This window comes from Salinisphaera sp. Q1T1-3 (assembly GCF_003602005.1).
In the GTDB taxonomy this organism is placed as follows: Bacteria; Pseudomonadota; Gammaproteobacteria; order Nevskiales; family Salinisphaeraceae; genus Salinisphaera.
Genome location: NZ_QZWD01000002.1, coordinates 143,209 through 169,394 on the forward strand (window position 1 = coordinate 143,209; position 26,186 = coordinate 169,394).

General features: G+C 63.5%; 23 protein-coding genes and 4 tRNA genes. 23 read left to right on the forward strand and 4 right to left on the reverse strand.

The annotated features are described in order from the left end of the window. Positions 1-100: 100 nt before the first annotated feature. Both D3260_RS02850 and D3260_RS02855 read left to right on the forward strand, forming a co-directional pair. A complete protein-coding gene (locus D3260_RS02850; RefSeq protein WP_147418087.1) occupies positions 101-2,212 on the forward strand; it encodes a hypothetical protein in 2,112 nt (703 codons plus the stop codon). Between the two features lie 93 nt (positions 2,213-2,305). Then, entirely contained in the window at positions 2,306-3,757 is a 1,452-nt protein-coding gene (locus tag D3260_RS02855) for an oligosaccharide flippase family protein (RefSeq protein WP_158583369.1), read from the forward strand. Positions 3,758-3,864: 107 nt separating this feature from the next. On the opposite strand, the gene D3260_RS02860 is transcribed toward D3260_RS02855, so the two are convergent. Further along, complete coding sequence (locus D3260_RS02860; RefSeq protein WP_120097056.1) at positions 3,865-4,545, reverse strand: hypothetical protein; 681 nt, start codon at positions 4,543-4,545, stop codon at positions 3,865-3,867. Positions 4,546-4,741: 196 nt separating this feature from the next. Between D3260_RS02860 and D3260_RS02865 the strand changes: the two genes are divergently transcribed. From D3260_RS02865 to galE, 4 genes are read left to right on the forward strand one after another with little or no spacing between them, the layout of a single operon-like run. Then, positions 4,742-5,527 carry a hypothetical protein gene (locus tag D3260_RS02865; RefSeq protein ID WP_120097061.1) on the forward strand — a complete coding sequence of 262 codons (786 nt, stop codon included), beginning with the start codon at positions 4,742-4,744 and terminating at the stop codon, positions 5,525-5,527. Between the two features lie 35 nt (positions 5,528-5,562). Continuing rightward, on the forward strand, positions 5,563-6,264 hold the full coding sequence (locus tag D3260_RS02870) for a phosphatidylserine decarboxylase (RefSeq protein ID WP_120097062.1): 702 nt from the start codon (positions 5,563-5,565) through the stop codon (positions 6,262-6,264). Continuing rightward, positions 6,261-6,443, forward strand: coding sequence for a hypothetical protein (locus D3260_RS02875; RefSeq protein ID WP_120097063.1), 183 nt, complete (start codon positions 6,261-6,263; stop codon positions 6,441-6,443). Before D3260_RS02870 ends, D3260_RS02875 begins: the two co-directional genes overlap by 4 nt. A 42-nt stretch (positions 6,444-6,485) precedes the next feature. Continuing rightward, entirely contained in the window at positions 6,486-7,502 is a 1,017-nt protein-coding gene (gene galE / locus D3260_RS02880; protein WP_120097064.1) for a UDP-glucose 4-epimerase GalE, read from the forward strand. A 73-nt stretch (positions 7,503-7,575) separates the two neighbouring features. Here galE and D3260_RS02885 read toward each other — a convergent pair whose 3' ends face one another. After that, complete coding sequence (locus D3260_RS02885) at positions 7,576-8,616, reverse strand: glycosyltransferase family 2 protein (RefSeq protein ID WP_120097065.1); 1,041 nt, start codon at positions 8,614-8,616, stop codon at positions 7,576-7,578. 182 nt (positions 8,617-8,798) lie between these two features. Here D3260_RS02885 and D3260_RS02890 point away from each other — a divergent pair, with 182 nt between their 5' ends. Together D3260_RS02890 and D3260_RS17195 are read left to right on the forward strand one after the other, a co-directional pair. Then, the gene (locus tag D3260_RS02890; RefSeq protein ID WP_147418088.1) at positions 8,799-9,680 is read left to right on the forward strand and encodes a hypothetical protein; all 882 of its coding nucleotides are present in this window, start codon (positions 8,799-8,801) and stop codon (positions 9,678-9,680) included. Between the two features lie 91 nt (positions 9,681-9,771). After that, a complete protein-coding gene (locus D3260_RS17195) occupies positions 9,772-10,017 on the forward strand; it encodes a hypothetical protein (protein ID WP_147418089.1) in 246 nt (81 codons plus the stop codon). Between the two features lie 391 nt (positions 10,018-10,408). Here D3260_RS17195 and D3260_RS02895 read toward each other — a convergent pair. Continuing rightward, positions 10,409-10,483 (reverse strand) — tRNA-Val (locus D3260_RS02895). A gap of 123 nt (positions 10,484-10,606) precedes the next feature. Between D3260_RS02895 and D3260_RS02900 the strand changes: the two genes are divergently transcribed. From D3260_RS02900 to cysS, 14 genes are all read left to right on the forward strand, one after another. Beyond that, on the forward strand, positions 10,607-11,689 hold the full coding sequence (locus D3260_RS02900) for a DegT/DnrJ/EryC1/StrS aminotransferase family protein (protein WP_120097067.1): 1,083 nt from the start codon (positions 10,607-10,609) through the stop codon (positions 11,687-11,689). 63 nt (positions 11,690-11,752) lie between these two features. Next, positions 11,753-11,828: transfer RNA gene (locus tag D3260_RS02905), tRNA-Ala, on the forward strand. 4 nt (positions 11,829-11,832) lie between these two features. Next, positions 11,833-11,908, forward strand: a tRNA-Glu gene (locus D3260_RS02910). 148 nt (positions 11,909-12,056) lie between these two features. Continuing rightward, positions 12,057-13,406 carry a UDP-glucose/GDP-mannose dehydrogenase family protein gene (locus tag D3260_RS02915; protein ID WP_120097068.1) on the forward strand — a complete coding sequence of 450 codons (1,350 nt, stop codon included), beginning with the start codon at positions 12,057-12,059 and terminating at the stop codon, positions 13,404-13,406. A 73-nt stretch (positions 13,407-13,479) separates the two neighbouring features. Then, positions 13,480-13,827 (forward strand): FmdB family zinc ribbon protein, encoded by a 348-nt coding sequence (locus D3260_RS02920; protein WP_120097069.1) that lies wholly within the window; start codon positions 13,480-13,482, stop codon positions 13,825-13,827. A gap of 283 nt (positions 13,828-14,110) precedes the next feature. After that, positions 14,111-15,898 carry an aspartate--tRNA ligase gene (gene aspS / locus D3260_RS02925; RefSeq protein WP_120097231.1) on the forward strand — a complete coding sequence of 596 codons (1,788 nt, stop codon included), beginning with the start codon at positions 14,111-14,113 and terminating at the stop codon, positions 15,896-15,898. Positions 15,899-16,036: 138 nt separating this feature from the next. Continuing rightward, positions 16,037-17,326 carry a serine hydroxymethyltransferase gene (gene glyA / locus D3260_RS02930; RefSeq protein WP_120097070.1) on the forward strand — a complete coding sequence of 430 codons (1,290 nt, stop codon included), beginning with the start codon at positions 16,037-16,039 and terminating at the stop codon, positions 17,324-17,326. Between the two features lie 24 nt (positions 17,327-17,350). Further along, a complete protein-coding gene (gene nrdR, locus D3260_RS02935) occupies positions 17,351-17,866 on the forward strand; it encodes a transcriptional regulator NrdR (protein ID WP_120097071.1) in 516 nt (171 codons plus the stop codon). Further along, entirely contained in the window at positions 17,856-18,980 is a 1,125-nt protein-coding gene (gene ribD / locus D3260_RS02940; protein WP_120097072.1) for a bifunctional diaminohydroxyphosphoribosylaminopyrimidine deaminase/5-amino-6-(5-phosphoribosylamino)uracil reductase RibD, read from the forward strand. Before nrdR ends, ribD begins: the two co-directional genes overlap by 11 nt. 5 nt (positions 18,981-18,985) lie before the next feature. Further along, positions 18,986-19,579 carry a riboflavin synthase gene (locus tag D3260_RS02945; protein ID WP_120097074.1) on the forward strand — a complete coding sequence of 198 codons (594 nt, stop codon included), beginning with the start codon at positions 18,986-18,988 and terminating at the stop codon, positions 19,577-19,579. 74 nt (positions 19,580-19,653) lie between these two features. Then, positions 19,654-20,133 (forward strand): 6,7-dimethyl-8-ribityllumazine synthase, encoded by a 480-nt coding sequence (gene ribH, locus D3260_RS02950; protein ID WP_120097075.1) that lies wholly within the window; start codon positions 19,654-19,656, stop codon positions 20,131-20,133. A gap of 6 nt (positions 20,134-20,139) precedes the next feature. Then, positions 20,140-20,769, forward strand: a complete 630-nt coding sequence (nusB, locus tag D3260_RS02955) for a transcription antitermination factor NusB (protein WP_233543925.1) — start codon at positions 20,140-20,142, stop codon at positions 20,767-20,769. 504 nt (positions 20,770-21,273) lie between these two features. Beyond that, a complete protein-coding gene (gene thiL, locus D3260_RS02960) occupies positions 21,274-22,275 on the forward strand; it encodes a thiamine-phosphate kinase (protein WP_233543926.1) in 1,002 nt (333 codons plus the stop codon). A gap of 88 nt (positions 22,276-22,363) precedes the next feature. Beyond that, the gene (gene cysS / locus D3260_RS02965) at positions 22,364-23,752 is read left to right on the forward strand and encodes a cysteine--tRNA ligase (protein WP_120097076.1); all 1,389 of its coding nucleotides are present in this window, start codon (positions 22,364-22,366) and stop codon (positions 23,750-23,752) included. Between the two features lie 88 nt (positions 23,753-23,840). Here cysS and folD read toward each other — a convergent pair whose 3' ends face one another. Further along, complete coding sequence (gene folD / locus D3260_RS02970; RefSeq protein WP_120097077.1) at positions 23,841-24,704, reverse strand: bifunctional methylenetetrahydrofolate dehydrogenase/methenyltetrahydrofolate cyclohydrolase FolD; 864 nt, start codon at positions 24,702-24,704, stop codon at positions 23,841-23,843. Between the two features lie 309 nt (positions 24,705-25,013). Between folD and D3260_RS02975 the strand changes: the two genes are divergently transcribed. Then, positions 25,014-25,090: transfer RNA gene (locus D3260_RS02975), tRNA-Pro, on the forward strand. Positions 25,091-26,186 lie beyond the last annotated feature (1,096 nt).

Below are 26,186 nucleotides of genomic sequence, written 5' to 3' on the forward strand. Positions count from 1 at the left end.
GTTCGGTAAAGTGCGAGTTCATTTCAAACGGCAGGAAGCGCGCTCGTTCACGGCGTGGCATCGTATCGGGTTGTGTCTGTGCGCGTTGCTTGCGGCAAGCGTGAGCGTATCCGCGCCGGCGGCGACCTCGGCCACCGATGGCGTCGTTGATCTGCGACTGGCCTCGCTTGTCGATCAATGCGAGGGCACGGCACCCGTGACCTTTGGCCAGGCGTTTCGCCCGGGCGACGTACCGCGCAGCGCGTCGCTGGCACTGATGGCCGGCGACACGGCGTTGCCCACCCAGGTCGATGCCAAGGCACGCAACGCCGATGGCTCGTTGCGCCATGCCGTCATCACGGTGGATGTGCCGTGTTCACAGCGTGCCAACCAGTCGCTGGTACTCGCCCGTCGCCATGCCGCCTCGGCTGCCGGCGGCCGCGCCCTGACGATCGACGACGTGCTGGCCACCGATTACGACAGCGGCATCATCTTCGACGCGGGTAATCAGACCTGGCAGAGCAGCGCGCGCGCCGTCTTGTCCCGCATCCGTCGCGAGGGCGGATGTGCCGCCACGACGCTTTACTGTCGTCATTGGCTGGACGGGCCGCTCGCCGGTGAATGGGTGGTCGGTGCACCGCCGACCGACAGCAACGGACGTGCGCATCCGCGGCTGATGGTCTTTTTCGCCGTGCGCGCCTACGGTCCGGCACCGGTGACCAGCGTGCGCACCGACACGGTGGTCGAAAACGACTGGGCGTACGACGTCGAGCCGTCGAACGTGTCCTACAACGCGCAGCTGATCACGCCGGGCCAGGCACCGTTCACGGTCGATCGACTGACACACTATCGCCAGGCGCGCTGGCATCACGTGGCGTGGTGGGGCCGCTACGATCGCGCGCCCTGGTTCGCGGCTCTGAACGGCCGCTACCTGCAGGCGACGCCGGCCGTGCCGCGCTACGAGCAGGTGACACTGGACAAGACGATGATGGCCAACGTGCGCCGCGACTGCGCGCCGATGGACCATTGCGATGTCAATCCGCGCATGGAATCCACCGGGGCCCAGAGCCAGATCGGGCCGTTGCCGACCTGGAGCGCCGCTTATGTCATCCATCCGCAGGACTATCGCGCCTATCGCTGGATGCTCGCCAACAGCGATGCTCTCGGGGCCTATCACGTGCATTATCGCCAGCGGGATACCGGTGACGTTCTGTCCGTGGATGCCCATCCCTGCGCTACGCTGATCGGCCCGGCCGAGCGCGCCAAATGCGATGTGCCGCCGCACGGCGATGACCGCCTGCCGGCGTGCCAGGGCGATTGCGACAGCCCGCTCAATCCGGAACTCGCGCACGCCGGGGCGCCGGCCTATGTCGCCTACCTCGTGACCGGCGACTGGTACTACGCACAGGAGTTGTCATTCTGGGCGGACTGGACGGTCTTTCAGTCGAATCCCGGGTATCGCAACTACCGCGCGGGCCTGTTCAAGGGCGAACAGCTGCGTGGGCAGGCCTGGGCCCTGCGCACGCTCGGCGATGCGGCTTATCTGCTGGCCGACGACGATCCGCAGAAAGCGTTCTTTACGCATGTCGTCGACGAGAACATCAAGTGGTACAACGCCAGTTACTCGGATAATCCCGCGGCCAACGCACTGGGCGTGATCACCAACGGCTATGCGATGTCCTATTCCGGACCGGACGGTACCGAGCATGTCGGTATCGCGCCCTGGCAGGCTTCGTTCTTCACCTGGGCAGCCGGCAATCTCGCCGATCAGGGGTTTCCCGGTGCCGAGCATCTGCGGCGCTATGTAGCCCGGTTGCAGATCGGGACACTGACCGCGCCCGGTTTCTGTCCGGAGATGGCCAGTGCCTATTCGCTCAAGGTGCGGCCTGAAAGACAGGCGCCACTCTACAAGCGTTTTGCCGATGTCTATCGCGCCAGCTTCCCCGAAATGGCCGGTGCCGGCTGTGATGCACGTACCGTCAATGCTGCGCTGCGACAACGACCCGATCAGGACGGTTTTTCGTTTCCGCCCGGCACCATGGCCGGCTATCCGGATTCGGATACCGGCTTCGTCGCGAACCTGCAGATCGGGGCCGCGTCGGCGGCGAGTACCGGCGAGCCCGCCGCGGCCGAAGGTTGGCGATGGTTCATGGCCCGGCCGGTGCGACCGGACTACAGTCGGGCGCCACAGTTCGCGATTCTGCCGAGCCGTCCGGTTGCCGGTGATCGCTGACATGGTGGACGGTTTGAAGGGCTGCAAGCGCTGATGTGGCGTCGCAGGAAAAGTCCGGCGACCGGGGTGCCTGCACAGCCCACGACGTTGCGCATGGCCGTCGTGCTGTCCAGCCTTCAGCAGTATACGGATCTGATGATCACGTTCCCGTCGATCATGATTCTGAGCCGACTGCTGACGCCGGCCCAGATCGGTGTGTATTCGGTCGCGGTTACGTTCGTCAATCTAGTGCACATGCTGCGTGATTTCGGCACGAGCGAGTACATCGTCCAGGCCGATCGACTGGATACCGGCAAACCGCAGACGGCGTTCACGATCACGTGGATCGTCGCCTGGGCACTGGCCGCGCTCCTGTTTCTGACCAGCCCGCTGATCGCGGCGTTCTTTCGCGAACCGGATCTGACCGATGTGCTGCGCATTCTGTCGATCACGTATCTGCTGCTGCCGATCGGCTCGACGACGAGTTCGATGCTGGTACGCGAGCTGCAGTTCGGCATTCGCTACAAGATCAATACCACGCAGTTACTGGTCCAGAATGGATTGACGATCGTGCTGGCCTGGTACGGATTCGGTTATTTCAGCCCGGCGTGGGGCGCGGTCGCCGGCATGCTGACCACCGTGGCCGGATGTCTTTACTGGGGGCGTCATCACCGGATTCGTGGCATCGGGCTTAAGCACTGGCGCGAGGTCGGCAACTTCGGCCTCAAGAAGACGCTCGGCAGCGTGATGAGTCGCCTGGGCGACAGCGCGCCGGACTTCGTGATCGGGCGCATGATCGGTTTCACGGCCGTGGGCATGTTCAGTCGCGGATTCGGGCTGGTGCGCCTGTTTCGCGACAACGTGTCGGCCGCCGTGGGTACCGTGGCGTATTCGGCCTTGGCGCAGCGTCATCGTGATGGTGGTATCGCTGGTGACCTGTATCTGCGCTCGATCACGTTCATCACCGGGCTGGGTTGGCCATTTCTGGGATTCTCATCGCTCATGGCGTTTCCGATCATTCGGATCTTTTTCGGCGATCAATGGGATATGGCGGTGCCGATCCTGCGCCTACTCGCCATCCAGGTCGCGATCTCGCTCATCGTGATGCATTATCAGGATCTGCTGACCGCGATCGGTCGGGTAGGCACGGCCACGCTGTGGGTCACAGTGTGGCAGATCGCCACCGTCGTGACCCTGGTGATTGCCGCCAGCGCGGGATTGGTCGCCATTGCGGCCGCGCTGATTCCAACGACTGCGATACTGGTGGTGCTCGTGGCGATCGGTCTGGCACGCGAGTCCGGCGTTGGCGCTGCCGCTTACGCACGGGCACTGATGCCCAGTGCATGGCTTGCCGTGGCCACACTTGTGCCGGCAGCCGTGAGCCGTTGGTGCTATCCGCCCAGCGCCGAGGCCCTATGGGGGCCGATTCTGTGTGCCGGCGCTTGTGCCCTGGCGGGCGCCATCGTGGGCGGCATGGCAACGCGCCATCCGCTGTGGCTCGAAATGACGCTGGTCTACCGACGGCGTCGGGGCCATGATGGCGAGAGGGTCTCGTCCAGCCGTTGAAAGGCAGACGTGGGCCATGGAAGTCGGTCCGGTACCGAGCCGGGCTGCGTATCGCTAGACGGTTGATCGTTATAAAAGGCGCCTGCTATCCGGCCCCGGACATGGGGTCAGAGGTTCGGTGTCGTCTTGTAGATATCAATCTCGTTGCCGAGACGATGCGCGTGATACCGATCGAAGAGCTGGCGCGAAGCCGGGTCGTACCAATCGCCGATCTTGAACGACCAGTTCAATTCGAGATGTAGTCGCCCGCCCTCCGTGAGCTGGTTGTCCAGAACGTCGTTGATGAAGAAAGCCCATTCCTCCGGCCCCCAGGCGATATGTAGATCGGGCCGATTGAAGGCGACCTGATAGGCCGTGACGTAATCGTAGCGGCGCGTGGGCACCGGCAGGGGCTGGAATGGCATGATCCGGTGCTGGCCGCGCTTGATGCCCAGCGTATCGATGATCCGGTCGTAGAGGCTGTGGCCCGGGATGTCCAGTGCCTCGGCCTCGTGCTCCATGAATTCGCAGACATAGGGGAAATAGCCGAAGCCAGTGCCGAGATCGAGAAGCCGCGCGCCGCGCGATTCATCCAGGCCCAGGCGCAGCGCTCGCTTGATGTTTTCGACGATCCACGGGCGGACGTTGAAATACTTGAAGTCCACCAACCGCCGGTCGTCCTTGAGCACTTCCTCGTCGCGAATGGCCAGCAACTGTTCGCGGTTGAGGGTGGCCATGACATGATCGGCTGTGCGGTGTGCGCTATAGGCGAATCCTATTTCCTTGAGGGTCAGTCGGTGGCGTTGCATGGCGTGTGAATGGGGCGGAATGCGGAAACCGCGATATCGCGAGTATGGCCTATTTTTCGATGCGAGGGATGTGATGAACCCCGTTTCATGTAATCCTGCTTGCCAGCCGAGGATGTGGCCGGAGCGGGCGTCCGCGCCATGACATGACTAAGCGATGACCTCGCCGTCGGTGACGACGGCGGGGCCAGGGTGGGTAATGCAGATTCGTAAGTGGCTTTATCAGCGGTTCTGGGGCGGACGTTCGGCCAAGGAAACGCCCGTGGTGTTGTTCGTCGCTGGTGACGTGGCGCTCGAGCAGGGCCGGGTGCCGTCGATACTCGAGGCCAGTTTCGAAACGGATGTCTATCGCTCCGACGATTCGCGTCTGGCCGAGAATGGGCAGTTGCACGCCGATCCGGCGATCGGGCAACTCGTGGCGCGCTCGCGGGCGCCGGTGATGGTCTTCGTGGTGCCAGACGAACTGCGGGCCGAGGATCTCGGTGGCCTGATCGAGCGTTTTCAGCCGGCGCGTGCCTTGTGGTGGTACGAGGACTATCGATGCCACCTGCGCGAGATGGCGACGCGACCGAATGCGCGCCTGTCCCGCACGCGACTGCGACATCTGCTGGCCGATGACAACGTACCGGTTGCCGGCCGGCTGCCCGAGTCGCTGCACGCACTTGCCCGGAACGAATCAACGCTCGACGAGTCCGCCGTGCACGCGCTGTTGTGGTATGCGCGCCACGTCGGTTTTCGCGAGGCCGGACTGGCCGGCAATCGCGCGATTCATCTATATTCGGGGGCGCAATTGCGTCTGACGCCGAAGGAAACGCTGACGGCCATGCTCGAGTCGGCCGGCATCGGCACCGCCGTTCTGGACAAGACCCGGTTCGACACCAGTGGGCAACGCGTCGAGCCGGTCGAGCGGGATACCTTGCCCGAGGCCCTCGAAGAAGCCTGTCGCGAACTCCAGGACTGGCTCGATCGACATGCCAGTCACTGACTGACTAGTCACCGGATGCCACACGTTGCGCCCCCGTGTATACGCTGATCTGTCAGCTGGTCGTGTTGACGGGTCTGGCCTGCCTGGTGGTCGCCTGGGTACGAGCCTGGCCTTATCCGTCGCCGGTCATCCGCCGATTCCTGCCGCCGCGACTGCGCTGGCCGGAGGCCCAGATCCGCGCCATGCTGGACACGGGGCGTCTGCACCCGGGATATCTGGCGTTCTTCAACCGCGATCCGGTGCGCGATGTGTCGGCCGGCGAGGATCTGCTCGCACCGGCCGACGGGCTGCTTCTGAGTGCGGAGACTGCGGGCGCCGTCCGCTATATCGTCATCGCGCTGTCGTTCTGGGATGTCCATGTCCAGCGTAGCCCGCTGGCTGGCCGCGTGCGCACGATTGAAACACTGGGCGATGCGTTTCGTGACGGCGAGGGGCGTGATTTCGCGTTTCTCGCGGCCAAGCACTGCCCCGTGCAGAAACGCATTGTCATCGATGCCGGTGCCGACGAAATCGCTATCCGTCTGGTGACGAGCATCGCCGCGCGTCGCATCGAGGTATGGCCGTCCCCGGGCGATTCACTGGCACGCGGCGAGCGGCTGGGTCGTATCCTGCTGGGCAGCACCGTGGTGCTGGAAGTGCCGATGCACATGCGATGTGCGCTATCGCCGGGCGTACGTGTGCGGGCCGGTGAAACAGTGCTCGTTACCCGTGACCGTGCCACGAGCCCGGCGAGATGACGTTATTCGAGCATGGTCACATTGCCTGGCCGCTCTTTGCGGCGCTGGTCTACAGTGCACTGGTCTTTCTCGGGGCCGATCTGGCGTGGCGTTGCATCCGGCTGCCGGTGCAACGGCTCGCTGTCTGCGTGCTGCTCGTCTGGTTGGGCGGTTTGCTGGTCATCGGCCTCGTGTCATGATTCGTGCCGTTTCCATCGATTCCTTCATCTTCCAGGTCCGGCATGAGTATTCTTCTGACAGGCGGCGCGGGATTCATCGGCTCCCATACGGCGCTGGTTCTCCTCGAGGCCGGTTACGATGTCGTGATTCTCGACAATCTCTGCAACGCCTCGCGCGAATCGCTGTCGCGGGTCGAGGAGATCACCGGACGTGATCTGTCGTTCATCGAGGGCGATATCCGTGATGGCGACGCCCTCGACGCCCTGTTTGCCCGGCATGCCATCGAGGCCGTCGTGCATTTCGCGGGCCTCAAGGCCGTGGGGGAGAGCACGGCGCGGCCGCTGGCCTACTACGACAACAACGTGACGGGAACGCTGTCGCTCTGCGAGGCCATGCAGCGTGCAGGTGTCTTTACGCTGGTCTTCAGTTCGTCGGCAACCGTCTATACGGAGTCCTCGACGATGCCGTTGGCCGAGGACGCGCCGACCGGGCGGCCGAGCAATCCCTACGGGAGCTCGAAACTGATGATCGAGTGGCTCCTGCGGGATCTCCAGGCCGCCGATCCGCGCTGGTCCATCGCACTGCTGCGATACTTCAACCCGGTGGGCGCCCACGACAGTGGTCGCATCGGTGAGGATCCAAATGGCATGCCGAACAATCTGTTGCCGTTCATCGCCCAGGTGGCGGTTGGCCGACGCGAGCGTGTGTCGGTTTTCGGTAGTGATTATTCGACACCGGACGGCACCGGGGTGCGCGACTATATCCATGTCATGGACCTCGCCGAGGGCCATCGCGCGGCACTCGACGTGATTCGACAGGACACCGGTTGTCGGACATGGAATCTCGGGACTGGCCGGGGGTATTCGGTACTCGAGATGATTACCGCATTCGAACGGGCTTCGGGGCGACCTGTGCCGTTCGACAAGGTCGGACGCCGGCAGGGCGACGTAGCGCAGTGCTGGGCCGACGTGACGCGTGCCGGGCAGGAACTGGGGTGGCGCGCCGAGCGCGGGCTCGACGACATCATGGCCGATGCGTGGCGCTGGCAGTCGGCGAATCCCTACGGCTATCGCGGCTGACGGCCGCGGGCCGCACGGCGTGGCGGTATCCGCGATCGTGCGTTATCCAATGCTGGCACGAGCCGCGGTTTGCTCAACCATCAAGGCCGAGCATGGCCGCGCATCGTCGCTTGATCGCCCCCGTGTCGTGAAGAACGAAATGAGCGATCTCGTCCCAGCCGTACCGATAGAACAGGCTGCCAAGCGCCATCTTGCGCCCATAGCGTTGCTGCACGACATCGATACGAATCTCGTGCCGGTCGGGGATCAGGGCCATCATCCGGGCGATATAGTGACGGCGCTCGGCGCGGTCGGCGATATCCCGGCTGCGGTGCAGCACGCCCACGATGAAGATTTCGATGGTCAGAAAACGGCGTTGCCAATCGCTGCCGAAGCGCGGCGTCGTCGGGTCGATGCGACCATTCGCCTCATCTTGTTCGATGCGTTCCAGACACAGGCGAGCCGCGTACGGTAGATCGAAGGCGCGAGCGTAGTCGATCGTGTTCATGATCGAGGCCTGGCGATCACGCCGATAATTGTAGAGCGCGCGCTCGACGGTCACCGGATGGCGGGCACGGGCGAACAGGCAGGGGACAACGGCCAGATCCTCGTACCAGATCGTTGGATCGAAGCGCAGACCATCGAGCAGATCGGCGCGAAACAGCTTGTTGCAGGGGGAATTGGTGATGCGCCAGAAATCGGCGATCGATTGACGCGGCCATTTCGTCGTGCCGTAGACCTCGTTGAAACCGAAAACGAGCAGATCGCTGTCCGGCTCGGCGCCCAGTGTCTGTCGGAGCACCGGCAGCGTGTCCGGCTCGATCCAGTCGTCGCCGTCCACGAACATCAGAAATCGGCCGCGCGCGCGTTCGATGCCGGTATTGCGCGCCGCGCCGGGGCCGGCGTTGGGCTGATCAATCACCGTCAGCCGCACGTCCTGCTCGTGGCTATGGGCCACGCGCCCGGTATCGTCTGATGAACCATCGTTGACGACAATGACCTCGCAGTCGTGCGTCGTTTCGTTCAGCAATGAACCCAGACACTGTTCGATATACGCTGCGACGTTGTAGGCCGGTATGATGAAACTGACCAACGGCCGTTCCGGTGTGTCGTGCGGGTGATGCGTCGACGTCATGCTCGTTTCGGCTACGCGAGGCCAGGTATCAAGCTTAATACGCGCGATGGCTCTTGTGCTGCATCGAGCGAGAAATCGGCGCCGATGCGCGTTAGGCGAACGCTGGCCGAGTCGGGCCAGCAAAGCGGGTTTCGCGCTTTGGCCAGAAACTGACGCGGCCCAGCGCAGTGGCAGGAGAAGATGTGAACAGCGATCCGCAGGACCGACAACGTCTGCAATACCGAACCGGCATCGGCGATTGGGAAGCCTTCCGAGCAGCCGGATACGATCTGACAGCGATCTATACCGCGGCCGAGGACTGGCGGCAGGCGTTAGCCGGTATCACGCATCCCTGGCTGTGCTGGAACGTCGACAACGATTGGTGTCTGGTTCAGCAGCAACTGGTGCGGTCGATCGGGTGGACGCCGGTGATCGGGTTCGACCCGCGAGTCGGGCCGCCGCGCGACGTGACAGACGATGCCGTCGTGATCGACTTCAATGCCCGATTCGGGTTTCCGAATCTGTTCTTCCATTTTCCCCTGGAGTTCGCCTTTCTTTTCTGTCGGCGTCTGGCCTTCTGGCACTCAGACCTGCTCGTGCGACCGCCGAAGATGGAAACCCTGGGCACGCAGTTCTCGAGCCTGCAGGACGGCGAGATTGCCGTTACCGGGGCTTGGTATCGGCCACGCGATCTGTTGAAGCCCCACGAGGCACGCTTCTGGGAACTGATCGGCTGCACGACGGAACAGGCGAGTCGTGCGCAGTTCGAAGCCGGCTGTGGTTGGTGGATGAATTTCTATGCGCATCCCAACTGCCCGAGCGAGAAGGAAAGACATAAACGACGCAAACACTACTGGGACCACGGCACTGGGATCCGCTACTGGGCCAAGCGTTACCGGAAGCCGGTCCAGCTTATTTCAGAGCGATTCGTCGAAGAAGGCCACTGCAGCCAGATCAAGAACGCCAACTACCAGCGTGTATCGCCGAACAACGAGCGACGGCATCTCGCGCAGGATATTCGTCAGAACTTCGAACTCGACGCTGTCTGCGCTCGTCTGGGGATTGATGAAGCACGCGGAGACTGACGTCGGCCGGCGCCGCGCTCACGGACGCGTTCGACTTCGCCAGTGTGGATGCCCAGGGCGCCCGGCTGAGGCAGCCGAAAGCGGTGGTCGCATGAGCCAATACACCCGGCTAGCCGAGCCGTACGCCAGCAACGCCAAGAAGCTCGTCGATGCGGCCGATCTGACCCCGAAGGTGCTACAGCTTTCCGGCCTGACCCAGAAGGAGGCGGCCTGCTGTGCACCGCGTCCGGCGCCCAACGGCCGGGCGAATCAGGAGCGCGGGTTGGCTGCCTTTTCTTTGGGAAAGCGCCCGCGTGTAACTCAACGACCGTTTTTTCATATGAGACCGCCTCGTTGACCTGTCTCATTCGTCGATCTGCCGGGGCGGCCGTTGCGTATTCATGAACCCGGCAGTGGGTAGTCGACCGCGTGAGCCGTTCTTAAGCGCCGTATGGCCAACAAAGCCCGTCGCATGTTCGTGCTCCGTTACGCAGGCCTCCTGGAGTCCAAAGCACAGGGTGCATCTCATGCCAAATGTGCTTTGACGCGACAGGATCTGCTATTCAGCACGGAGCTGACCACGCTGGTGCGTCAACATCAACGCGATGGCGGAGTCGAAGGCGCGGGCGATACAACAGATGGTCACACGCCGGTAAGTTCACCGCCGGGTTGTCATTGCTACAGCGAGAAGGTACGCACGTCCTCGATCTCGGAATCGAGGGGAAGCGCTAGGCTTGAAACGGGAAATCTGGTGGGCGGTACTAGATTCGAACTAGTGACCCCTGCCGTGTGAAGACAGTGCTCTACCGCTGAGCTAACCGCCCGAGCGGCAGGATTCTATCCGCAGTCGCGAACACGGTCAACGTGTTCAGGGCGGCGTTATCAGTGGCAGTGTTAATATTCCGGTGATTCTTCCTGTCACGCGAATACCAAGGTAAAGGGCGGCCATGCAGTTGATCGATCTTCAGGCGCAGTATCGGCGCATCAAGAGCGATGTCGACGCCGGCATCCAGCGAGTGCTCGAACACGGTCGTTATGTCATGGGCCCGGAAGTGGAGACCCTGGAGACGCGTCTGGCCGATTATGCCGGCGCGCCGCACTGCGTGGCGCTGGCAAGCGGTACCGATGCGCTGCTGGTCGCGATGATGGCGCTGGACATCGGGCCGGGCGATGAAGTTTTGACCACGCCGTTCACTTTCATCGCCACCGGCGAGATGATCGGGCTACTTGGGGCCACGCCGGTCTTCGTCGATATTGATCCTGATACATACAATATCGATGCGACGAAAATCGAGGCCGCGATCACTTCGCGGACCAAGGCGATCGTGCCGGTGAGTCTGTTCGGACAGATGGCGGATATGGCACGTATCAACGCCATCGGTGAAGCACATGGTATCCCGGTGATCGAAGATGCGGCACAGAGTTTCGGTGCGACGTTCGAAGGCAAGCGATCCTGCGGCGCATCGTCGATTGCGGCGACGTCTTTCTTCCCGGCCAAGCCGCTGGGCTGTTACGGCGATGGCGGGGCCGCATTCACGACCGACGCGGCGCTCGCCGAGAAGATGCGACAGCTGCGCAATCATGGCCAGACGGCCCCGTATCATCATCCGATGCTGGGCATTAACGGCCGACTGGATACGATCCAGGCGGCCGTGCTTTTGAGCAAGCTGGATATCTTCGATGACGAGATCGAGCGGCGTGAAGCGGTGGCCGCCCGTTACGACGAGGCACTGTCGCCGTATGTGAAGACGCCGCATATCGACGCTCGCTGTACCAGCGTCTATGCCCAGTACACGGTACAGGTCGCCGATCGCGATCGGGTGCGCGAGCGGTTGAACGAGGCCGGCATCCCGAACGCGGTCTATTATCCGGTGCCGCTCAATCGTCAACCGGCCTTATATTCGGAGGTGCCGATCCCGGAATCCGATGCGGCCGCGACCCGTGTTCTGAGCATCCCGATGCATCCTTATCTGGCCGAATCGGATCAGGATCGGGTCATCGAGACCCTCATCGGAGCCGTCGAAAAATAATTTGCGATCGACGGTTGGCAAACGAAAATCGCATGTCTATAATGCGCGCTTCGCAAGGACAACGGGGCCATAGCTCAGCTGGGAGAGCGCAACACTGGCAGTGTTGAGGTCGGCGGTTCGATCCCGCCTGGCTCCACCAATAAGTCCCCATCGTCTAGAGGCCTAGGACACTGCCCTTTCACGGCAGCGACAGGGGTTCGAATCCCCTTGGGGACGCCATCATGAAGCCGCGAATCAATGATTCGCGGCTTTTTTTTGTCTTTCTGCTGGCCACGGTCGCAATCATCGTGATGCCATCGCATAATCCGGCCGGAAGCCGGTTCCCGCCATGACTCGGGCGGGGCGAACTTGAATAGGGAATGAGACAATGCGCATCACGATTTTCGGCACGGGTTATGTCGGCCTCGTCACGGGCGCCTGCCTGGCACACAGCGGTAACCACGTCGTATGTGTGGATGTCGACGCCGCCAAGATCGAGCGGCTGCGTCAGGGCGATATCCCGATCTACGAGCCCGGGCTCGAAACGCTTGTCGAGGAGAATGTCGCCGCAGGACGTCTGGCATTCACGACCGACGCCGCCGAAGGCGTGGCGCACGGCACGCTGCAATTCATCGCGGTCGGAACCCCGCCGGATGAGGATGGCAGCGCCGATCTGAAATACGTGCTCAAAGTGGCCGAGACGATCGGTGAGCACATGAGCGAATACCGTCTCGTGATCACGAAATCGACGGTGCCGGTCGGTACGTCGGACCGCGTGCGTGAGGCATTGGCCGGCACGCTGGCCGCACGGCAGGCCGATCTGCCGTTCGATGTGGCGTCCAACCCCGAGTTCCTGAAGGAAGGGGCGGCGATCGACGACTTCATGAAGCCCGATCGGGTGGTTGTCGGTGTGGACAACGAGCGCGCTGCGGATCATTTGCGTGCGCTCTATGCGCCGTTCAACCGTCAGCACGATCGCACGATGGTCATGGATATCCGTTCCGCGGAACTGACCAAGTACGCGGCGAATATCATGCTGGCGACCAAGATCAGTCTGATGAACGAGCTGTCCCAAGTCGCCGATCGGCTCGATGCCGACATCGAGCAGGTGCGCAAGGCGATCGGGGCCGACCATCGCATCGGCTATCATTTCATCTACCCCGGTTGCGGTTTCGGCGGCTCCTGCTTCCCCAAGGATGTCCGCGCGCTCGCACACACGGCTGCGAAGATCGGTTATGAAACCGAGATCATCAACGCGGTCGAGCGGGTCAACGATCGGCAGAAGACGGTCCTGTTCGACAAGCTGTCACGTCATTTCGACGGCGATCTGGCCGGTCGCACCGTCGCGCTGTGGGGGCTGGCGTTCAAGCCCAATACGGATGACATGCGCGAAGCACCGTCGCTTACCCTCATGGAGGCATTATGGGCTGCGGGCGCACGCGTGCGGGCCTACGATCCGGAGGCGATGAACGAAACCCGTCGCATCGTCGGCGATCGCGACGATCTCGTGTTCTGCGACGACGCCGAGCAGGCGGCCACGGGCGCCGACGCGCTGGTGTTGGTAACCGAATGGCATATTTTCCGGACCCCGGATTTCGGCGCGTTGGCACGGATCATGGCGCAGCCGGTGCTCGTCGATGGGCGTAATATCTACAAGCCGTCGTATGTGGCCGCGGCTGGCTTTTCCTACTACGGCATTGGACGGTCCGCGGCCGCCGGGGCGACGTCACACTCTTGAAAACACGTCGCAGAGCCCCGATAGCGCGATGCTGAAACACCGCGTGAATGCGGGATGCTGACGGGAGCAAGCAATGCCGATCTATGAGTACGTGTGCCAGCAGTGCGGTGAGAACGTCGAGAAACTGCAGAAGCTCTCGGATGCGCCGTTGAGCGATTGTCCGGCCTGTGGCGAAAGCGCTCTCAAGCGCAAGATGTCCGCGGCCGGATTCCGGCTCTCCGGCGGTGGCTGGTATGAGACGGACTTCAAGTCGGACGGTCGGCGGAACCTGACCTCCGGCGGTGATGATTCCGGGCAGGGCAAGTCGAATGCGAAGACGGGCGCATCGAACGAGAGCGGGGCGTCCGCGACCGGCCAGTCGAGCGTCAAGGAAACCAAGGCCGCCAAGACCGGCAGCGGCACCGGCAACAGCGGCGATTGAACGTCGGCGTGGCCGGGCGGTGGCTGGCCTGAGCCGGCCCGGCCAGGCGGTATGTCGTCACGTGCATCACGCGCAATGCGGCTTGCTGCCGGTATAGCCAGCCCGGAGACGCAACCGTTTAGCGACTTTCATCGCCGGTCGATGGGGCGCCAGGGGCGCGTGATGACGTTGCCGATACACCCCGAGAACGTCGATGCCGGCAGCAGGGAGCAAGGCCCGGACTACCGGCAAACCCGCTGCTCTTGCTAGACTCGCGCTCTTTTGCGAGACACCACGCGTCATGATGCGATCCCATTACAGCGGCGACGTCGACGCCGCGGCCATCGATAGCGAAATCACCGTCTGCGGCTGGGTACACCGGCGACGTGATCATGGCGGCGTGATATTCATCGATCTGCGGGATCGCTCCGGGTTGATTCAGGTCGTCTTCGATCCGGACGAGGCCGAGACCTTCGCCGTGGCCGAACGTCTGCGCAGCGAATACGTGATCAAGGCCACCGGTCGCGTTCGTCGGCGTCCGGAAGGCACGATCAACCGCAATCTGGCGTCTGGCGAGATCGAGGTCTATGTCACGTCGCTCGAGGTGCTCAACGCATCCGAGACGCCGCCGCTGCAGCTCGACGAGACCGAAACCGTGGGGGATGCCGCGCGGCTGCGTTATCGCTATATCGAGCTGCGCAAGCCGCGCATGCAGCGCCACATGCAGCTGCGTGCTCAGGTCACGCGCGCGGTGCGCGCCGGCCTTGATGAACTCGGCTTTCTCGATATCGAGACGCCGATTCTCACGCGGGCGACGCCGGAAGGTGCGCGTGATTATCTGGTGCCGAGCCGCACCCAGCCCGGGCATTTCTTTGCCTTGCCGCAGTCGCCGCAGCTGTTCAAGCAGCTGCTGATGATTTCGGGCATGGATCGGTACTACCAGATTGCGCGGTGTTTCCGCGACGAGGATCTGCGGGCCGATCGCCAGCCCGAGTTCACGCAGATCGATATCGAAGCCTCGTTCGTCGATGCCGACGACATCATGGCGCTCAACGAGCGGATGATCCGGACGTTGTTCGCCGACGTGCTCGGGGTGTCGCTGCCGGATCCGTTCCCGCGCATGCCGTATGAAGAGGCCATGCGTCGCTTCGGTTCGGACAAGCCGGACCTGCGGATCGATCTCGAGCTGGTCGATATCGCCGATCTGGTCGCGGACGCCGAGTTCAAGGTCTTTTCCGGGCCGGCCAACAGCGACACGGGCCGCGTCGCGGTGTTGCGTGTGCCGGGCGGGGCGAGTCTGACCCGCAAGCAGATCGACGATTACACCGACTTCGTCGGTCGTTATGGCGCCAAGGGTCTGGCTTACGTCAAGGTGTCGGATGTGGGCGCCGGCCGTGACGGCATGAGCTCGCCGATTCTCAAGTTCCTCTCGGATGAGGCGGTCGCCGGTATTGTCGAACGCACGGGTGTGGCCGACGGCGATCTGCTGTTCTTCGGGGCGGACAAGACCGGCGTGGTCAATGATGCGCTCGGCGCACTGCGTGTGCGTCTGGGGCATGATCTGGGCCGGGTATCCGACGACTGGGCGCCGCTGTGGGTGGTCGACTGGCCGATGTTCGAATACGACGAGGCGACCAAGCGTTGGTATGCTGCGCATCACCCGTTCACCGCCCCGGCTCTGGACGATCCGGACAGCCTGCGCCGTGCACCGCATGAAGCCAAGGCACAGGCCTACGACATGGTGCTCAACGGCTCCGAGATCGGCGGCGGGTCCGTGCGTATCCATTCGCCGGAAATGCAACAGGCCGCGTTCGATGTGCTGGGCATCAGCCGGGCAGAGGCCGAAGAGAAATTCGGTTTCCTGCTGGAAGCGCTCAAGTTCGGGGCGCCGCCACATGCGGGCATCGCCTTCGGTCTCGATCGGCTGGTGATGCTCATGGCCGGCGCCGACTCGATTCGCGAAGTCATCGCCTTTCCCAAGACCCAGACGGCAACGGATCTGCTCACCGGCGCGCCCGGCGAGGCCGAGTCGGCACAGCTGCGCGAGCTGGGGATTCGGTTGCGTAACATCACGACAGCGACGGGCGAGTAGACATTTGCGCCGCGCCGCTTGACCGGGACCGGGTCAGGCGGCAGCTTCAGCTACGGTATACTCGCCACCGATTCAGAACGATCGCTCTGGCCGGCCGGTGTCGGCCGGCATCTTTGTTATCCCGCATGGAGTTCGCTCATGTTCGACGCCTCCCAGCGCATCGCTGATTTCGACCCGGAACTGGCCGCCGCGATGGCGGACGAGGACCAGCGTCAGGAAGACCACATCGAGCTGATCGCGTCCGAAAACTACACCAGTCCGCGCGTCATGCAGGCTCAAGGCAGCCAGCTGACGAACAAGTACGCCGAAGGCTATCCCGGCAAGCGTTTCTATGGCGGCTGCGAATACGTGGACGTGGCCGAGCAACTGGCCATCGATCGCGCGTGCCAGTTGTTCCATTGCGACTTCGCCAACGTTCAGCCGCATTCCGGCGCCCAGGCCAACGCGGCAGTGTTTCTGGCCCTGGTCAAGCCGGGTGACACGGTGCTGGGCATGAGCCTGGATGCCGGCGGCCATCTGACCCACGGTGCCGCGCCCAACTTCTCGGGCAAGAATTACAACGCCGTGCAGTACGGGCTCGATGAGGCGACGGGTGAGCTGGACTACGACGAAATCCAGCGCCTGGCCGACGAGCACCAGCCGAAGCTGGTCATCGGCGGTTTCTCCGCTTATTCGCGCAAGATCGACTGGGCACGGATGCGCGCGATCGCCGACTCGGTCGGCGCCTGGCTGCTCGTCGACATGGCCCACGTGGCCGGTCTGGTCGCAACCGGCCAGTACCCGAGTCCGCTACCGCACGCGCATGTGGTGACCACGACCACGCACAAGACGTTGCGCGGGCCGCGCGGCGGTCTGATCCTGTCGGCGGTCGGCGACGAGAAACTCTACAAGAAACTCAACTCCGCCGTGTTCCCCGGGACGCAGGGCGGGCCGCTCATGCATGTCATCGCCGGCAAGGCGGTGGCGTTCAAGGAAGCGCTCGAGCTGGATTTCACCGATTATGCCAAGCGCATCGTGGCCAATGCGCAGGCCATGGCCGATGTGTTCGTCGAGCGCGGTCTCGATGTCGTGTCCGGCGGCACGGACAATCATCTGATGCTGGTCAGCCTGGTCAAGCAGGATGTGACGGGCAAGGATGTAGAAGCCTGGCTCGGCAAGGCACACATCACGGCCAACAAGAACGCCGTACCGGGCGATCCGCGCTCGCCCTTCGTCACGTCGGGCCTGCGCATCGGCACACCGGCTGCCACTACGCGTGGCTTTGGTGTCGAGGACATGCGTCAGGTCGCTCACTGGATCTGTGATGTTGTGGATGCAGTGGCCGCCGACAACGATATCGAAGCCGAAGTGGCCCGGGTGCGTGATGCGGTCTCCGAACTGTGCACGCGTCATCCGGTCTATCGTGGCCTGGTTCGTGGCGCGGCCTGAAGCCCGTCCGGAGCGGGTTGGGTCGTGAACTGTCCGTTCTGTGGCGAACGGGCCACACGCGTGGTCGATTCGCGTCTGGCTGCCGAGGGCAGCCAGGTGCGGCGCCGACGCGAATGTCCCGGTTGCGAGACGCGTTTCACGACTTTCGAGACGGCCGAACTGTTATTGCCGCGGATCGTCAAGAACGACGGCACACCGGAACCGTTCGATGTCGAAAAGCTGCGTCGGGGCATCACGCGGGCGCTGTACAAGCGTCCGGTCGGCCCCGAGGCGGTGGATACTGCGATCAGCCACATTCAGCAGCGCCTGCGTAGCGACCCGGAGCGAGATGTCCCGTCTCGACGCCTCGGTGACTGGGTGATGGAAGAACTGCGCGATCTGGATCAGGTCGCCTTCGTGCGTTTTGCCTCGGTGTATCGTCGGTTCGAGGATGTACAGGCGTTTCGCGAGGAGATCGAGCGCCTGGAATCCGCGCCCCAGCGTGATAGCGGGCAGCTGTCCCTGATTGATGTCGGCAAGGAAAATCCTGATGAGCGGTGACGACGTCCGCGTCCGTGTCCATGAAATGTTCATGCAGCGCGCCATCGAGCTCGCACGTCGAGGTTGGTACACCACACGTCCGAATCCGCGCGTCGGCTGCGTGATCGTGAGCGGGAATCGGGTCGTTCGTGGCGAGGGATGGCACGAACGGGCCGGAGAAGCGCACGCCGAACGTCGCGCGTTGGACGACCTGGCCACGCGTGGCCATAGCGCCAAGGGCACGACGGCTTACGTCACACTCGAGCCGTGCAGCCATTCGGGGCGCACGGGGCCGTGCACGCGCGCGCTGATCGAGTCCGGTGTGGCCCGCGTGGTCGTCGGCGCCCAGGACCCCAATCCCGTGGTCGACGGTCGTGGCATCGCCGCGCTTCGCGAGGCCGGTATCGAAGTGGTCACCGGCGTTCTCGCCGAACGCTGTGCCGCATTGAACCGTGGGTTCAATCAACGCATGGCACACGGGCGACCGCGCGTACGCGTCAAGCTCGCCATGAGTCTCGATGGGCGCACCGCCGCGGCCGATGGCAGCAGCCAGTGGATCAGCGGCACGGCCGCGCGCGAGGATGTCCACCGTCTGCGGGCGGAATCGGGCGCGGTGATGATCGGCCGCGGCACGCTCGCCGCGGATGATCCGTCGCTGACGGTCCGGCTGGACGGCGACTGGATGCAGCCGCTTCGCGTGGTGCTCGACACGCGGCTGTCCATGTCGCCCCAGGCGCGCATGCTCGAGCAGAGTGGCGAAACGCTGGTTGTGACCGCGGCCGATGAATGCGAAGCAGCGGACGCGCTGGAAGCGGCGGGCGCACGCGTGCTGCACGCCGCCGGGCATGACGACGGCCTGGATCTGGCGCGTATCCTGTCGGTGCTCGCCGAGCGCGAGATCAACGACGTGCTGGTCGAGGCCGGCCCCACACTGGCCGGCGCGCTGGCGCGCGCCGGCCTGGTCGACGAATTCGTCATTTATGTCGCGCCAATGCTCATTGGCGATGCCGGTCGCGGGCTCATGGCACTCTCCGGTGCCGTGGGGCTCGACGATGCAATGCATCTGGTCTTCGACCAGGTCGAGCCGGTCGGCCCGGATCTGCGCATCACGGCGCGTCCGGCATCTAGGAACTAGAAGACATGTTCACAGGCATTATCAAGGGTTTGGGCGAGATCGTCGCCCGCGAGGAAACCGAAGGCGACACACGGCTGGTCGTCGATGCTGGCGATACCGATCTCGGGACGCTGGCCATCGGCGATAGTGTGGCGGTGTCGGGCGTATGTCTGACGGCTACCGAAATCGACGGGTCTCGTTTCGCCGCGGATGTATCCAAGGAAACGCTCAAGCTCACCACTCTTGGTGATCGGGGCGTGGGGGCGCAAGTCAATCTGGAATCGCCGCTGCGCGCCGGCGATCCGCTGGGCGGGCACATGGTGGCCGGTCATGTCGATGGTCTGGGCGTGCTCGAGCAACTGCACGCCGATGCCCGGTCCTGGCGGCTCGGATTCTCCGTGCCGCGCGCGCTGGCGCATTATCTGGCCTCGAAGGGTTCGATCGCGGTGGATGGCATCAGTCTGACGATCAATGAAGTGGACGACCGTCGCTTCGGGGTGAATATCATCCCGCATACCATGGCCCACACCACGCTCGGCGAGCGTCGGATCGGCGACCGGGTGAATATCGAGGTGGATCTGGTCGCCCGGTATCTGGCGCGCATCGCTGGGCACGAGTGAGCCGGGTGCGGCGCGGGCTTCGTCCCGTGCCTGTCGCCGTGCGATAATAAGCCGCCGCCCAACCGGAACTTACGATGCAGACCATTCAAGGAGAATTCGACGGCCAGGGCCTTCGAATGGCCGTTGTCGCCACGCGCTGGAACGACGAAATCGTCGATCGTCTCGTCGAGGGCGCTGTGGATGTGCTCACCGATTGTGGCGTCGACGACGACGATGTTGTTGTGGTCAAGGTGCCGGGCGCCTTCGAGATTCCGTTGGTCGTCGATCGTCTGGCCGAATCGGGCGACTACGACGGTATTGTCGCAGTGGGCTGCGTCATCCGCGGGGATACGCCGCACTTCGATTATGTCGCCGGGGAATGCGCCAAGGGCTTGACGGCCGCCATGCTCGAATACGGCCTGCCGGTCGGCTTCGGTGTGATCACGGCCGATACGGCCGAGCAGGCCGATGCGCGTGCCCAGCCGGACGAGGATCACAACAAGGGTGCGGAAGCCGCGAGCGCGACGGTCGAGATGATCAATCTCCTGCGCCAGATCGACGCCGAGGACGCATAACCCGCCATGCCGATTCGCAATCGTTCGCTCGGCGAAGCCGCCGACGAGGAAGCCGCGGGCGAAAGCTCGGATGAGTCAGTCTCGCCAGTCGAAGACACGGCCGCGCCCGCGGTCGATGAAAGCGCCGGTCTGCCGGACAAGCCGGCGCCGGACGAGGGCGGAGATGATGATCGGCTGCCCGAGTTGCCGCCCAAGATGCCGGGGGGTGGACGTATTCGGGCGCGCATGGCCGCCGTACAGGCCATCTATCAGTGGCGGATGAACGGCAGCGACATCGCCGAACTGATCACACAGTTCGCCCATGCCGGGCGGCTTCGCGATCTGGATCGCGATTATTTCGAAATGCTGTTGCGCGGCGTGGTTCATGATGTCTCCGGGCTGGAGTCCGCCTTCGACCGGCACTTGTCGCGTCCGGCCGTACAACTCGACCCGGTCGAATACGCCATCCTGCTGCTGGCGACTTATGAACTGCGGGAATGCCCGGAGATACCATTCGCGGCCGTGATCAACGAAGCCACGAATCTGGCCAAGATCTTTGGCGCGACCGACGGTCATCGTTTCGTCAACGGCGTGCTGGATGCGGCAGCCCGCGATCTGCGACCACTGGAAGCAGGACGCAAGCGACCCGGTCGCTAGAGCCTGTTGATGTTTCGTGCGAGTCCGCGCCAAGCGCGCCCTGAAATTGATGATGGGCGGCAAGACGAGGCGTACACGCGCCGTGCAGCCATTCTGCACCCGTGTGCTGGAACGCTGTATTACCGTCTTGTTTTTGATTTCGGGGCGCTTGTCCCTTCGGGTTGGGCCACAACTCACGTCGGGCGGCGTTGCGAGTCTGGATCGTGGCAGGCCACGATCGGCGACTCGCGCCTTGCCGGACACGCTGTGGTCTCTCGACGAAAAGTCGCTCGAACGAGACCTCAACAGGCCCTAGAGCGTGTCGTCACGAGATAGGCAGCCGCATTGCCCCTGCGGGTCGCCTCAAGCAAGGCGCGGACTGCCGAGCGTGGCTCGCGCCGCGGTCAAGACTGGCAAAGCGGCGTGGCGCAGGCGGCATGGGCAACCCGAAAAGCCGGCGGCCCAGCCAGGCTCACGGTGCCTTGTCTCGGTCGCCGCTTGGCCGCGGGGGCGATAGTTTCTCTCGTGACGACACGCCCTGGACCGGTCTTGCGTGAATTCGAGCTGGTCGACCTGCTGCGTGCACGTCTGGCGGCACGGCGGGACGACACACGCATCGGTATCGGCGACGACGCGGCCGTTCTGAGGCCGTGCCCCGGTCACGATCTCGTGGCCACCACCGACACACTCATCAGCGGTCGACATTTCCCGGACGATACGTCCGCGTTCGATGTCGGGTACAAGGCGCTGGCCGTGAACCTCAGCGACGTCGCGGCGATGGGCGCCGAGCCGGCGTGGTTGACCGTCTCGCTCTCCGCGCCGTCTTTATCGCGTGACTGGTGCGAACGTTTCATCGATGGCATGCAGGCGGCCTGTCGTGCGTGTCCGACCGGGACGCCGATCGATATCGTCGGCGGTGATACGACACGTACCGACACACTGACGATATCCGTTACCGCGCTGGGCCAGGTAGCCGCAGGGGCTGCCATGCATCGCGCCGGCGCACAGGCCGGCCAGGCCATTGCCGTGACCGGCACTCTGGGCGATGCGGCCGCCGGTCTGCGGTGTTGGCCACAGCGAGCCACGGCCAGCACGGCACAGACTGATCTGATCAAACGCCTGACCCGGCCTGATCTGCGACGCGGCAGTGCCCTGATCGGGCAGGCGACGTCGGCCATCGATATCTCCGATGGATTGCTGGCGGATCTGGGCCATATCCTTGCGGCCAGCGGCGTTGGTGCGACGATTCGACTCGATGCCTTGCCGTATTCGACTGCGCTGGCTTCTGTCGTCCCGGAGGCGGCGGATAGACAGCGCCTGCAGGCCACCGGCGGCGACGATTACGAACTCTGCGTGACGATGCCGCTCGATGCCCGGCCGGCACTCGAAACGGCGCTCGGCTGTCCGCTGACCGTCATCGGCCAGGTGGAAACACGGACCGGGCTGCGCTGTCTCGACGGCGCCGGCAACGTGGTCGCACCGGACACGTTGGGCGCCCCTGGCTGGGATCACTTCGGCATGGATTGACGCAAGACCGGTGGCTCAGCCGTTGTGCCCGTTGCAGCGTATTTCAGTCGCGATAAACTAGCCGGCCGTTCGTTCCCACGACTGCGTCATGCTGCATCTGTACAACAGTCTCACGCGTCAGCGCGAAGCGTTGAAGACAATCGAGCCCGGTTTCGTGCGGCTCTACGTCTGCGGCATCACGGTCTACGATTATTGTCATCTCGGGCACGCACGTTTTTTGGTCGTCTTCGACATGTTTACGCGTTATCTGCGCTCGCGTGGGTGGCAGGTGCGCTATGTGCGCAACATCACGGACGTCGACGACAAGATCATCAATCGGGCGGCGGAAACCGGTGAGACGCCGGCCGATGTGGCCGAGCGGTTCACGGCCGCCATGCACGCGGACGAGGCCGCGCTTGGCCTGCTGGCGCCGGACGCGGAGCCACGTGCCACCCAGCACATCGATGACATCATCGCCATGATCGGTCGGCTCATCGAGAACGGGGCCGCCTACGTCGGCGATAACAGCGATGTCTATTACGACGTATCGAGTTTCCCGTCCTACGGTGCCTTGTCCGGGCGCCGGCCGGCCGATTTGCGTGCCGGGGCGCGTATCGCGGTGAACGAGGCCAAGGACGATCCGTTGGACTTCGTTCTGTGGAAAGCGGCCAAGCCCGACGAGCCGTCCTGGCCGTCGCCCTGGGGGCCGGGCCGGCCGGGCTGGCATATCGAATGCTCGGCGATGTCGACATGCTGTCTGGGTGACTCGTTCGATATTCATGGTGGCGGCCTCGATCTGCAGTTTCCGCACCACGAGAACGAGATTGCGCAGAGTGAGGCCGCGACCGGCCAGCGCTATGTCGGCCTCTGGATGCACAACGGCTTCGTCACCGTCGATGACGAAAAGATGTCCAAGTCGCTGGGCAACTTCCTCACGCTGCGTGATGTGCTGGCCGACTACAACGCAGAAGTCGTGCGCTATTTCGTGCTGGCGACACACTATCGCAGCCCGCTGGCCTACAACGGGCCGGCCATGGACAGTGCCGAGGCTGCGCTTGGGCGCCTCTATACCACGTTGCGCGATGCGCCAGGGGACGGAGACGCGGCAGCGGCGGCGCTGTCGGCCGACCGACAACGTTTCCATGACGCCATGGACGATGACTTGAACACCCCGGCTGCCATCGCGGTGCTGTTCGATCTGGCACGACGCGCCAATCGGGCCGAGGCGCCCGAATCGCAGGCTGATATCGCTGCATTACTGCGCGAACTGGGCGAGTGCATCGGATTGTTACGGCAGTCGCCCGAGGGTTTTTTGCAGAGCGGCGGCGCGCGAGCCGATGCGCTGTCGGGCGAGCGTATCGAAACGATGCTGGCTGAACGGCGGCAGGCGCGGCGCGACAAGGATTTCGCCACGGCCGACCGTATCCGCGACGAACTCACGGCAGCGGGCATCGTGCTCGAGGATACCGCCGACGGCACGAAATGGCGTCGGGGCTGAGTCTCGTCCGAGACCGGCGCACGAGGTGTTTTCCGCGCGCTATTGCCTCGGTCGGGCGGCCCTGTGTCTCGATCGAATGATTAACGGGTCAGGCGGTTTCTGCGTCCCGCAGCTGGGCAGCGCGTAGCGTATTGCTCATCAGCATGGCGACGGTCATCGGCCCGACGCCACCCGGCACCGGCGTGATCCAGGCGGCGCGTTCGGCAGCACCTGCAAAATCCACATCGCCGACCAGTTTGCCGGAGTCGAGCCGGTTCATGCCGACGTCGATGACCGTTGCGCCCGTCCGGATCCAGTCGCCGTGAATAAGGCCAGGCTTGCCGACGCCAACGACGACAATATCGGCCTGGCCAACCTCGCGCGCCAGATCGGTCGTGAATCGATGGCAGACCGTCGTGGTCGCGCCCTTGAGAAGGAACTCGAGCGCCATCGGTCGGCCGACGATATTGGATGCGCCAACGACGACGGCCTGGCGGCCCCGGAAGGGCTCATCGATCGATTCGAGCATGCGGATGATGCCGAGCGGCGTACAGGCGCGCAGCAGCGGCACGCGCTGGGCAAGCCGGCCGACGTTGTACGGGTGAAAGCCGTCGACATCCTTGTCCGGACGGATCCGCTCGATGACGGCGCTCGCATTGATATGCGCCGGCAAGGGCAGCTGCACAAGAATACCGTCGGTCGCCGGATCCTCGTTGTATCGATCGATCAGGGCCAAAAGCTCGGCCTGCGATATATCGGCACCTGGATACTCGGCCTGCGAGACCAGGCCGACGTTCTCGCAGGCCTGGATCTTCTTGCCGACATAGACCTGCGAGGCCGGATCATCGCCCACAAGGATCACGGCCAGTCCGGGTGCGCGTTTACCCGCCGCCCGGCGCGCGGCGATCGCCTGTTTAACGGATTGCCGGTGATCGGATGCGATCCGTTTGCCATCGATAAGCCGGGCGGACATAGGCGGTCATGATTGGTACGAGCGAGCGCGCGGATTCTCGCATGCCCACGCGCAACCGACAATTTGACGCGGCAGCGACACGACGTGACGCGCAGGCGACGCCCGGCGGCGATATTTGTCGAGCACGGCCGCGTTAAAATCGGTAGACTGCGAGTCGTGCGGTGCGCAGATGCGTGGGCGATGCCGGTTGCCGTTTCAACACCAACGGCAAGGCTCGTTGAGCCGGTAAACCAACATGGGTCGACGATGCTGGATCAGCGTCGAAGCTCACCCACTGGCCGCGTTATCGCACAGCGGCAGATCGATGAACGGGGCATAGCGCAGGCTGGTAGCGCGTCTGCTTTGGGAGCAGAAGGTCGCAGGTTCGAATCCTGCTGTCCCGACCATCGAAGATAGTTGATGCCGATAGCCGCCACGGCATTTATTCGCCATGACGCGGCCGACGATCCCGGCCGGCACGCCATTCAGGCGTTGGCCTCGCACCGACTCAGCTAGCGCCGTTTCATTATCGACGCCCTCAAGACAGTACGCTGGACGATGTGGCCTTCATCTTATCGACCCCGCCGCAGGGGGGCCGCGTTCAATGCCATAGTGCTCGTGCCGGTATGTCATATCTCGGTTGCTGGGCAATTCACGCCGAAACTTGCGGCTCGGCGTGGCTCGGATTGCGATTCGCCAACAGAAGCGCGGTAGCGCACCGTCGCGGTGCAATCAAGTCAGTGAGCAAAGACGCGATCCGCGCATCGTCGACTGGAACGTTTCGGGCGATGCGAGATGAGCGATGGTTCTGGCCTGCCAACGCGGCATGCGCGAACGCGACGAGTCACGTCGTCATGATGGCGTCACAATATCCAATAAAATAACGGACAGACGTCGCGGTTTTGATGTCCAGCGCGAGCGGCCGCGATTACTCGGCAGGGCGGTCGATATCGGTTGGACGAAATCTGTCGATTGCAATACTAGCCGGTTCTGAATAATAATCATTTGCAACTGTAAGCGCTGGTCGACGTGCTTCCGTGTATCGCCGGTGTGTTGTCATCGCCGAGAACCCGGCGCGCTAAAGCTCAAGAGAGAATCGAGAAAGGCCGCTCAACTTATTGATATTCGAGGTAGCGTAATCCCGATTAGCGAGCTGCGATACGTAGGCCCGGTTGCACGGCGCCGCGTGCATCTTTCGGTGAATACCGAGGGTGCACTGCAATGTGGCATGCTCGCCGCACTCGTTCGCCGGTCGAAAGCGTCGACGATTCTTTCGTCGTGCTCCCGGAATGCATTCGATATGCCTGAACAGGCCTCGATTACCCGAGGTTGTTGGCGGGGTGGCATGTTGTTTGCTAGCCGGCGTATGCCAATCGCGGGCGCTGCTTTGTGCCTTACGCCCATATTCAATTGACTCAGATATGACATACACGCATGACGGATGATTCCGACAACGGGAGCCGCTCGCCGCTCAAGCCGAGCCGGCGTGGGCTGACCAAGCTC

Bases quoted from the DNA above. Each gene is read 5' to 3' on its own strand.
- ribH (WP_120097075.1), top strand. From the start codon at position 19,654: ATGCAGACCATTCAAGGAGAATTCGACGGCCAGGGCCTTCGAATGGCC.
- D3260_RS02855 (WP_158583369.1), top strand. From the start codon at position 2,306: ATGGCCGTCGTGCTGTCCAGCCTTCAGCAGTATACGGATCTGATGATC.
- cysS (WP_120097076.1), top strand. From the start codon at position 22,364: ATGCTGCATCTGTACAACAGTCTCACGCGTCAGCGCGAAGCGTTGAAG.
- D3260_RS02885 (WP_120097065.1), bottom strand. From the start codon at position 8,616: ATGACGTCGACGCATCACCCGCACGACACACCGGAACGGCCGTTGGTC.
- D3260_RS02945 (WP_120097074.1), top strand. From the start codon at position 18,986: ATGTTCACAGGCATTATCAAGGGTTTGGGCGAGATCGTCGCCCGCGAG.
- D3260_RS02875 (WP_120097063.1), top strand. From the start codon at position 6,261: ATGACGTTATTCGAGCATGGTCACATTGCCTGGCCGCTCTTTGCGGCG.
- D3260_RS02900 (WP_120097067.1), top strand. From the start codon at position 10,607: ATGCAGTTGATCGATCTTCAGGCGCAGTATCGGCGCATCAAGAGCGAT.
- galE (WP_120097064.1), top strand. From the start codon at position 6,486: ATGAGTATTCTTCTGACAGGCGGCGCGGGATTCATCGGCTCCCATACG.
- aspS (WP_120097231.1), top strand. From the start codon at position 14,111: ATGCGATCCCATTACAGCGGCGACGTCGACGCCGCGGCCATCGATAGC.
- D3260_RS02920 (WP_120097069.1), top strand. From the start codon at position 13,480: ATGCCGATCTATGAGTACGTGTGCCAGCAGTGCGGTGAGAACGTCGAG.
- nusB (WP_233543925.1), top strand. From the start codon at position 20,140: ATGCCGATTCGCAATCGTTCGCTCGGCGAAGCCGCCGACGAGGAAGCC.
- D3260_RS02915 (WP_120097068.1), top strand. From the start codon at position 12,057: ATGCGCATCACGATTTTCGGCACGGGTTATGTCGGCCTCGTCACGGGC.
- folD (WP_120097077.1), bottom strand. From the start codon at position 24,704: ATGTCCGCCCGGCTTATCGATGGCAAACGGATCGCATCCGATCACCGG.
- glyA (WP_120097070.1), top strand. From the start codon at position 16,037: ATGTTCGACGCCTCCCAGCGCATCGCTGATTTCGACCCGGAACTGGCC.
- ribD (WP_120097072.1), top strand. From the start codon at position 17,856: ATGAGCGGTGACGACGTCCGCGTCCGTGTCCATGAAATGTTCATGCAG.
- D3260_RS17195 (WP_147418089.1), top strand. From the start codon at position 9,772: ATGAGCCAATACACCCGGCTAGCCGAGCCGTACGCCAGCAACGCCAAG.
- D3260_RS02860 (WP_120097056.1), bottom strand. From the start codon at position 4,545: ATGCAACGCCACCGACTGACCCTCAAGGAAATAGGATTCGCCTATAGC.
- D3260_RS02865 (WP_120097061.1), top strand. From the start codon at position 4,742: ATGCAGATTCGTAAGTGGCTTTATCAGCGGTTCTGGGGCGGACGTTCG.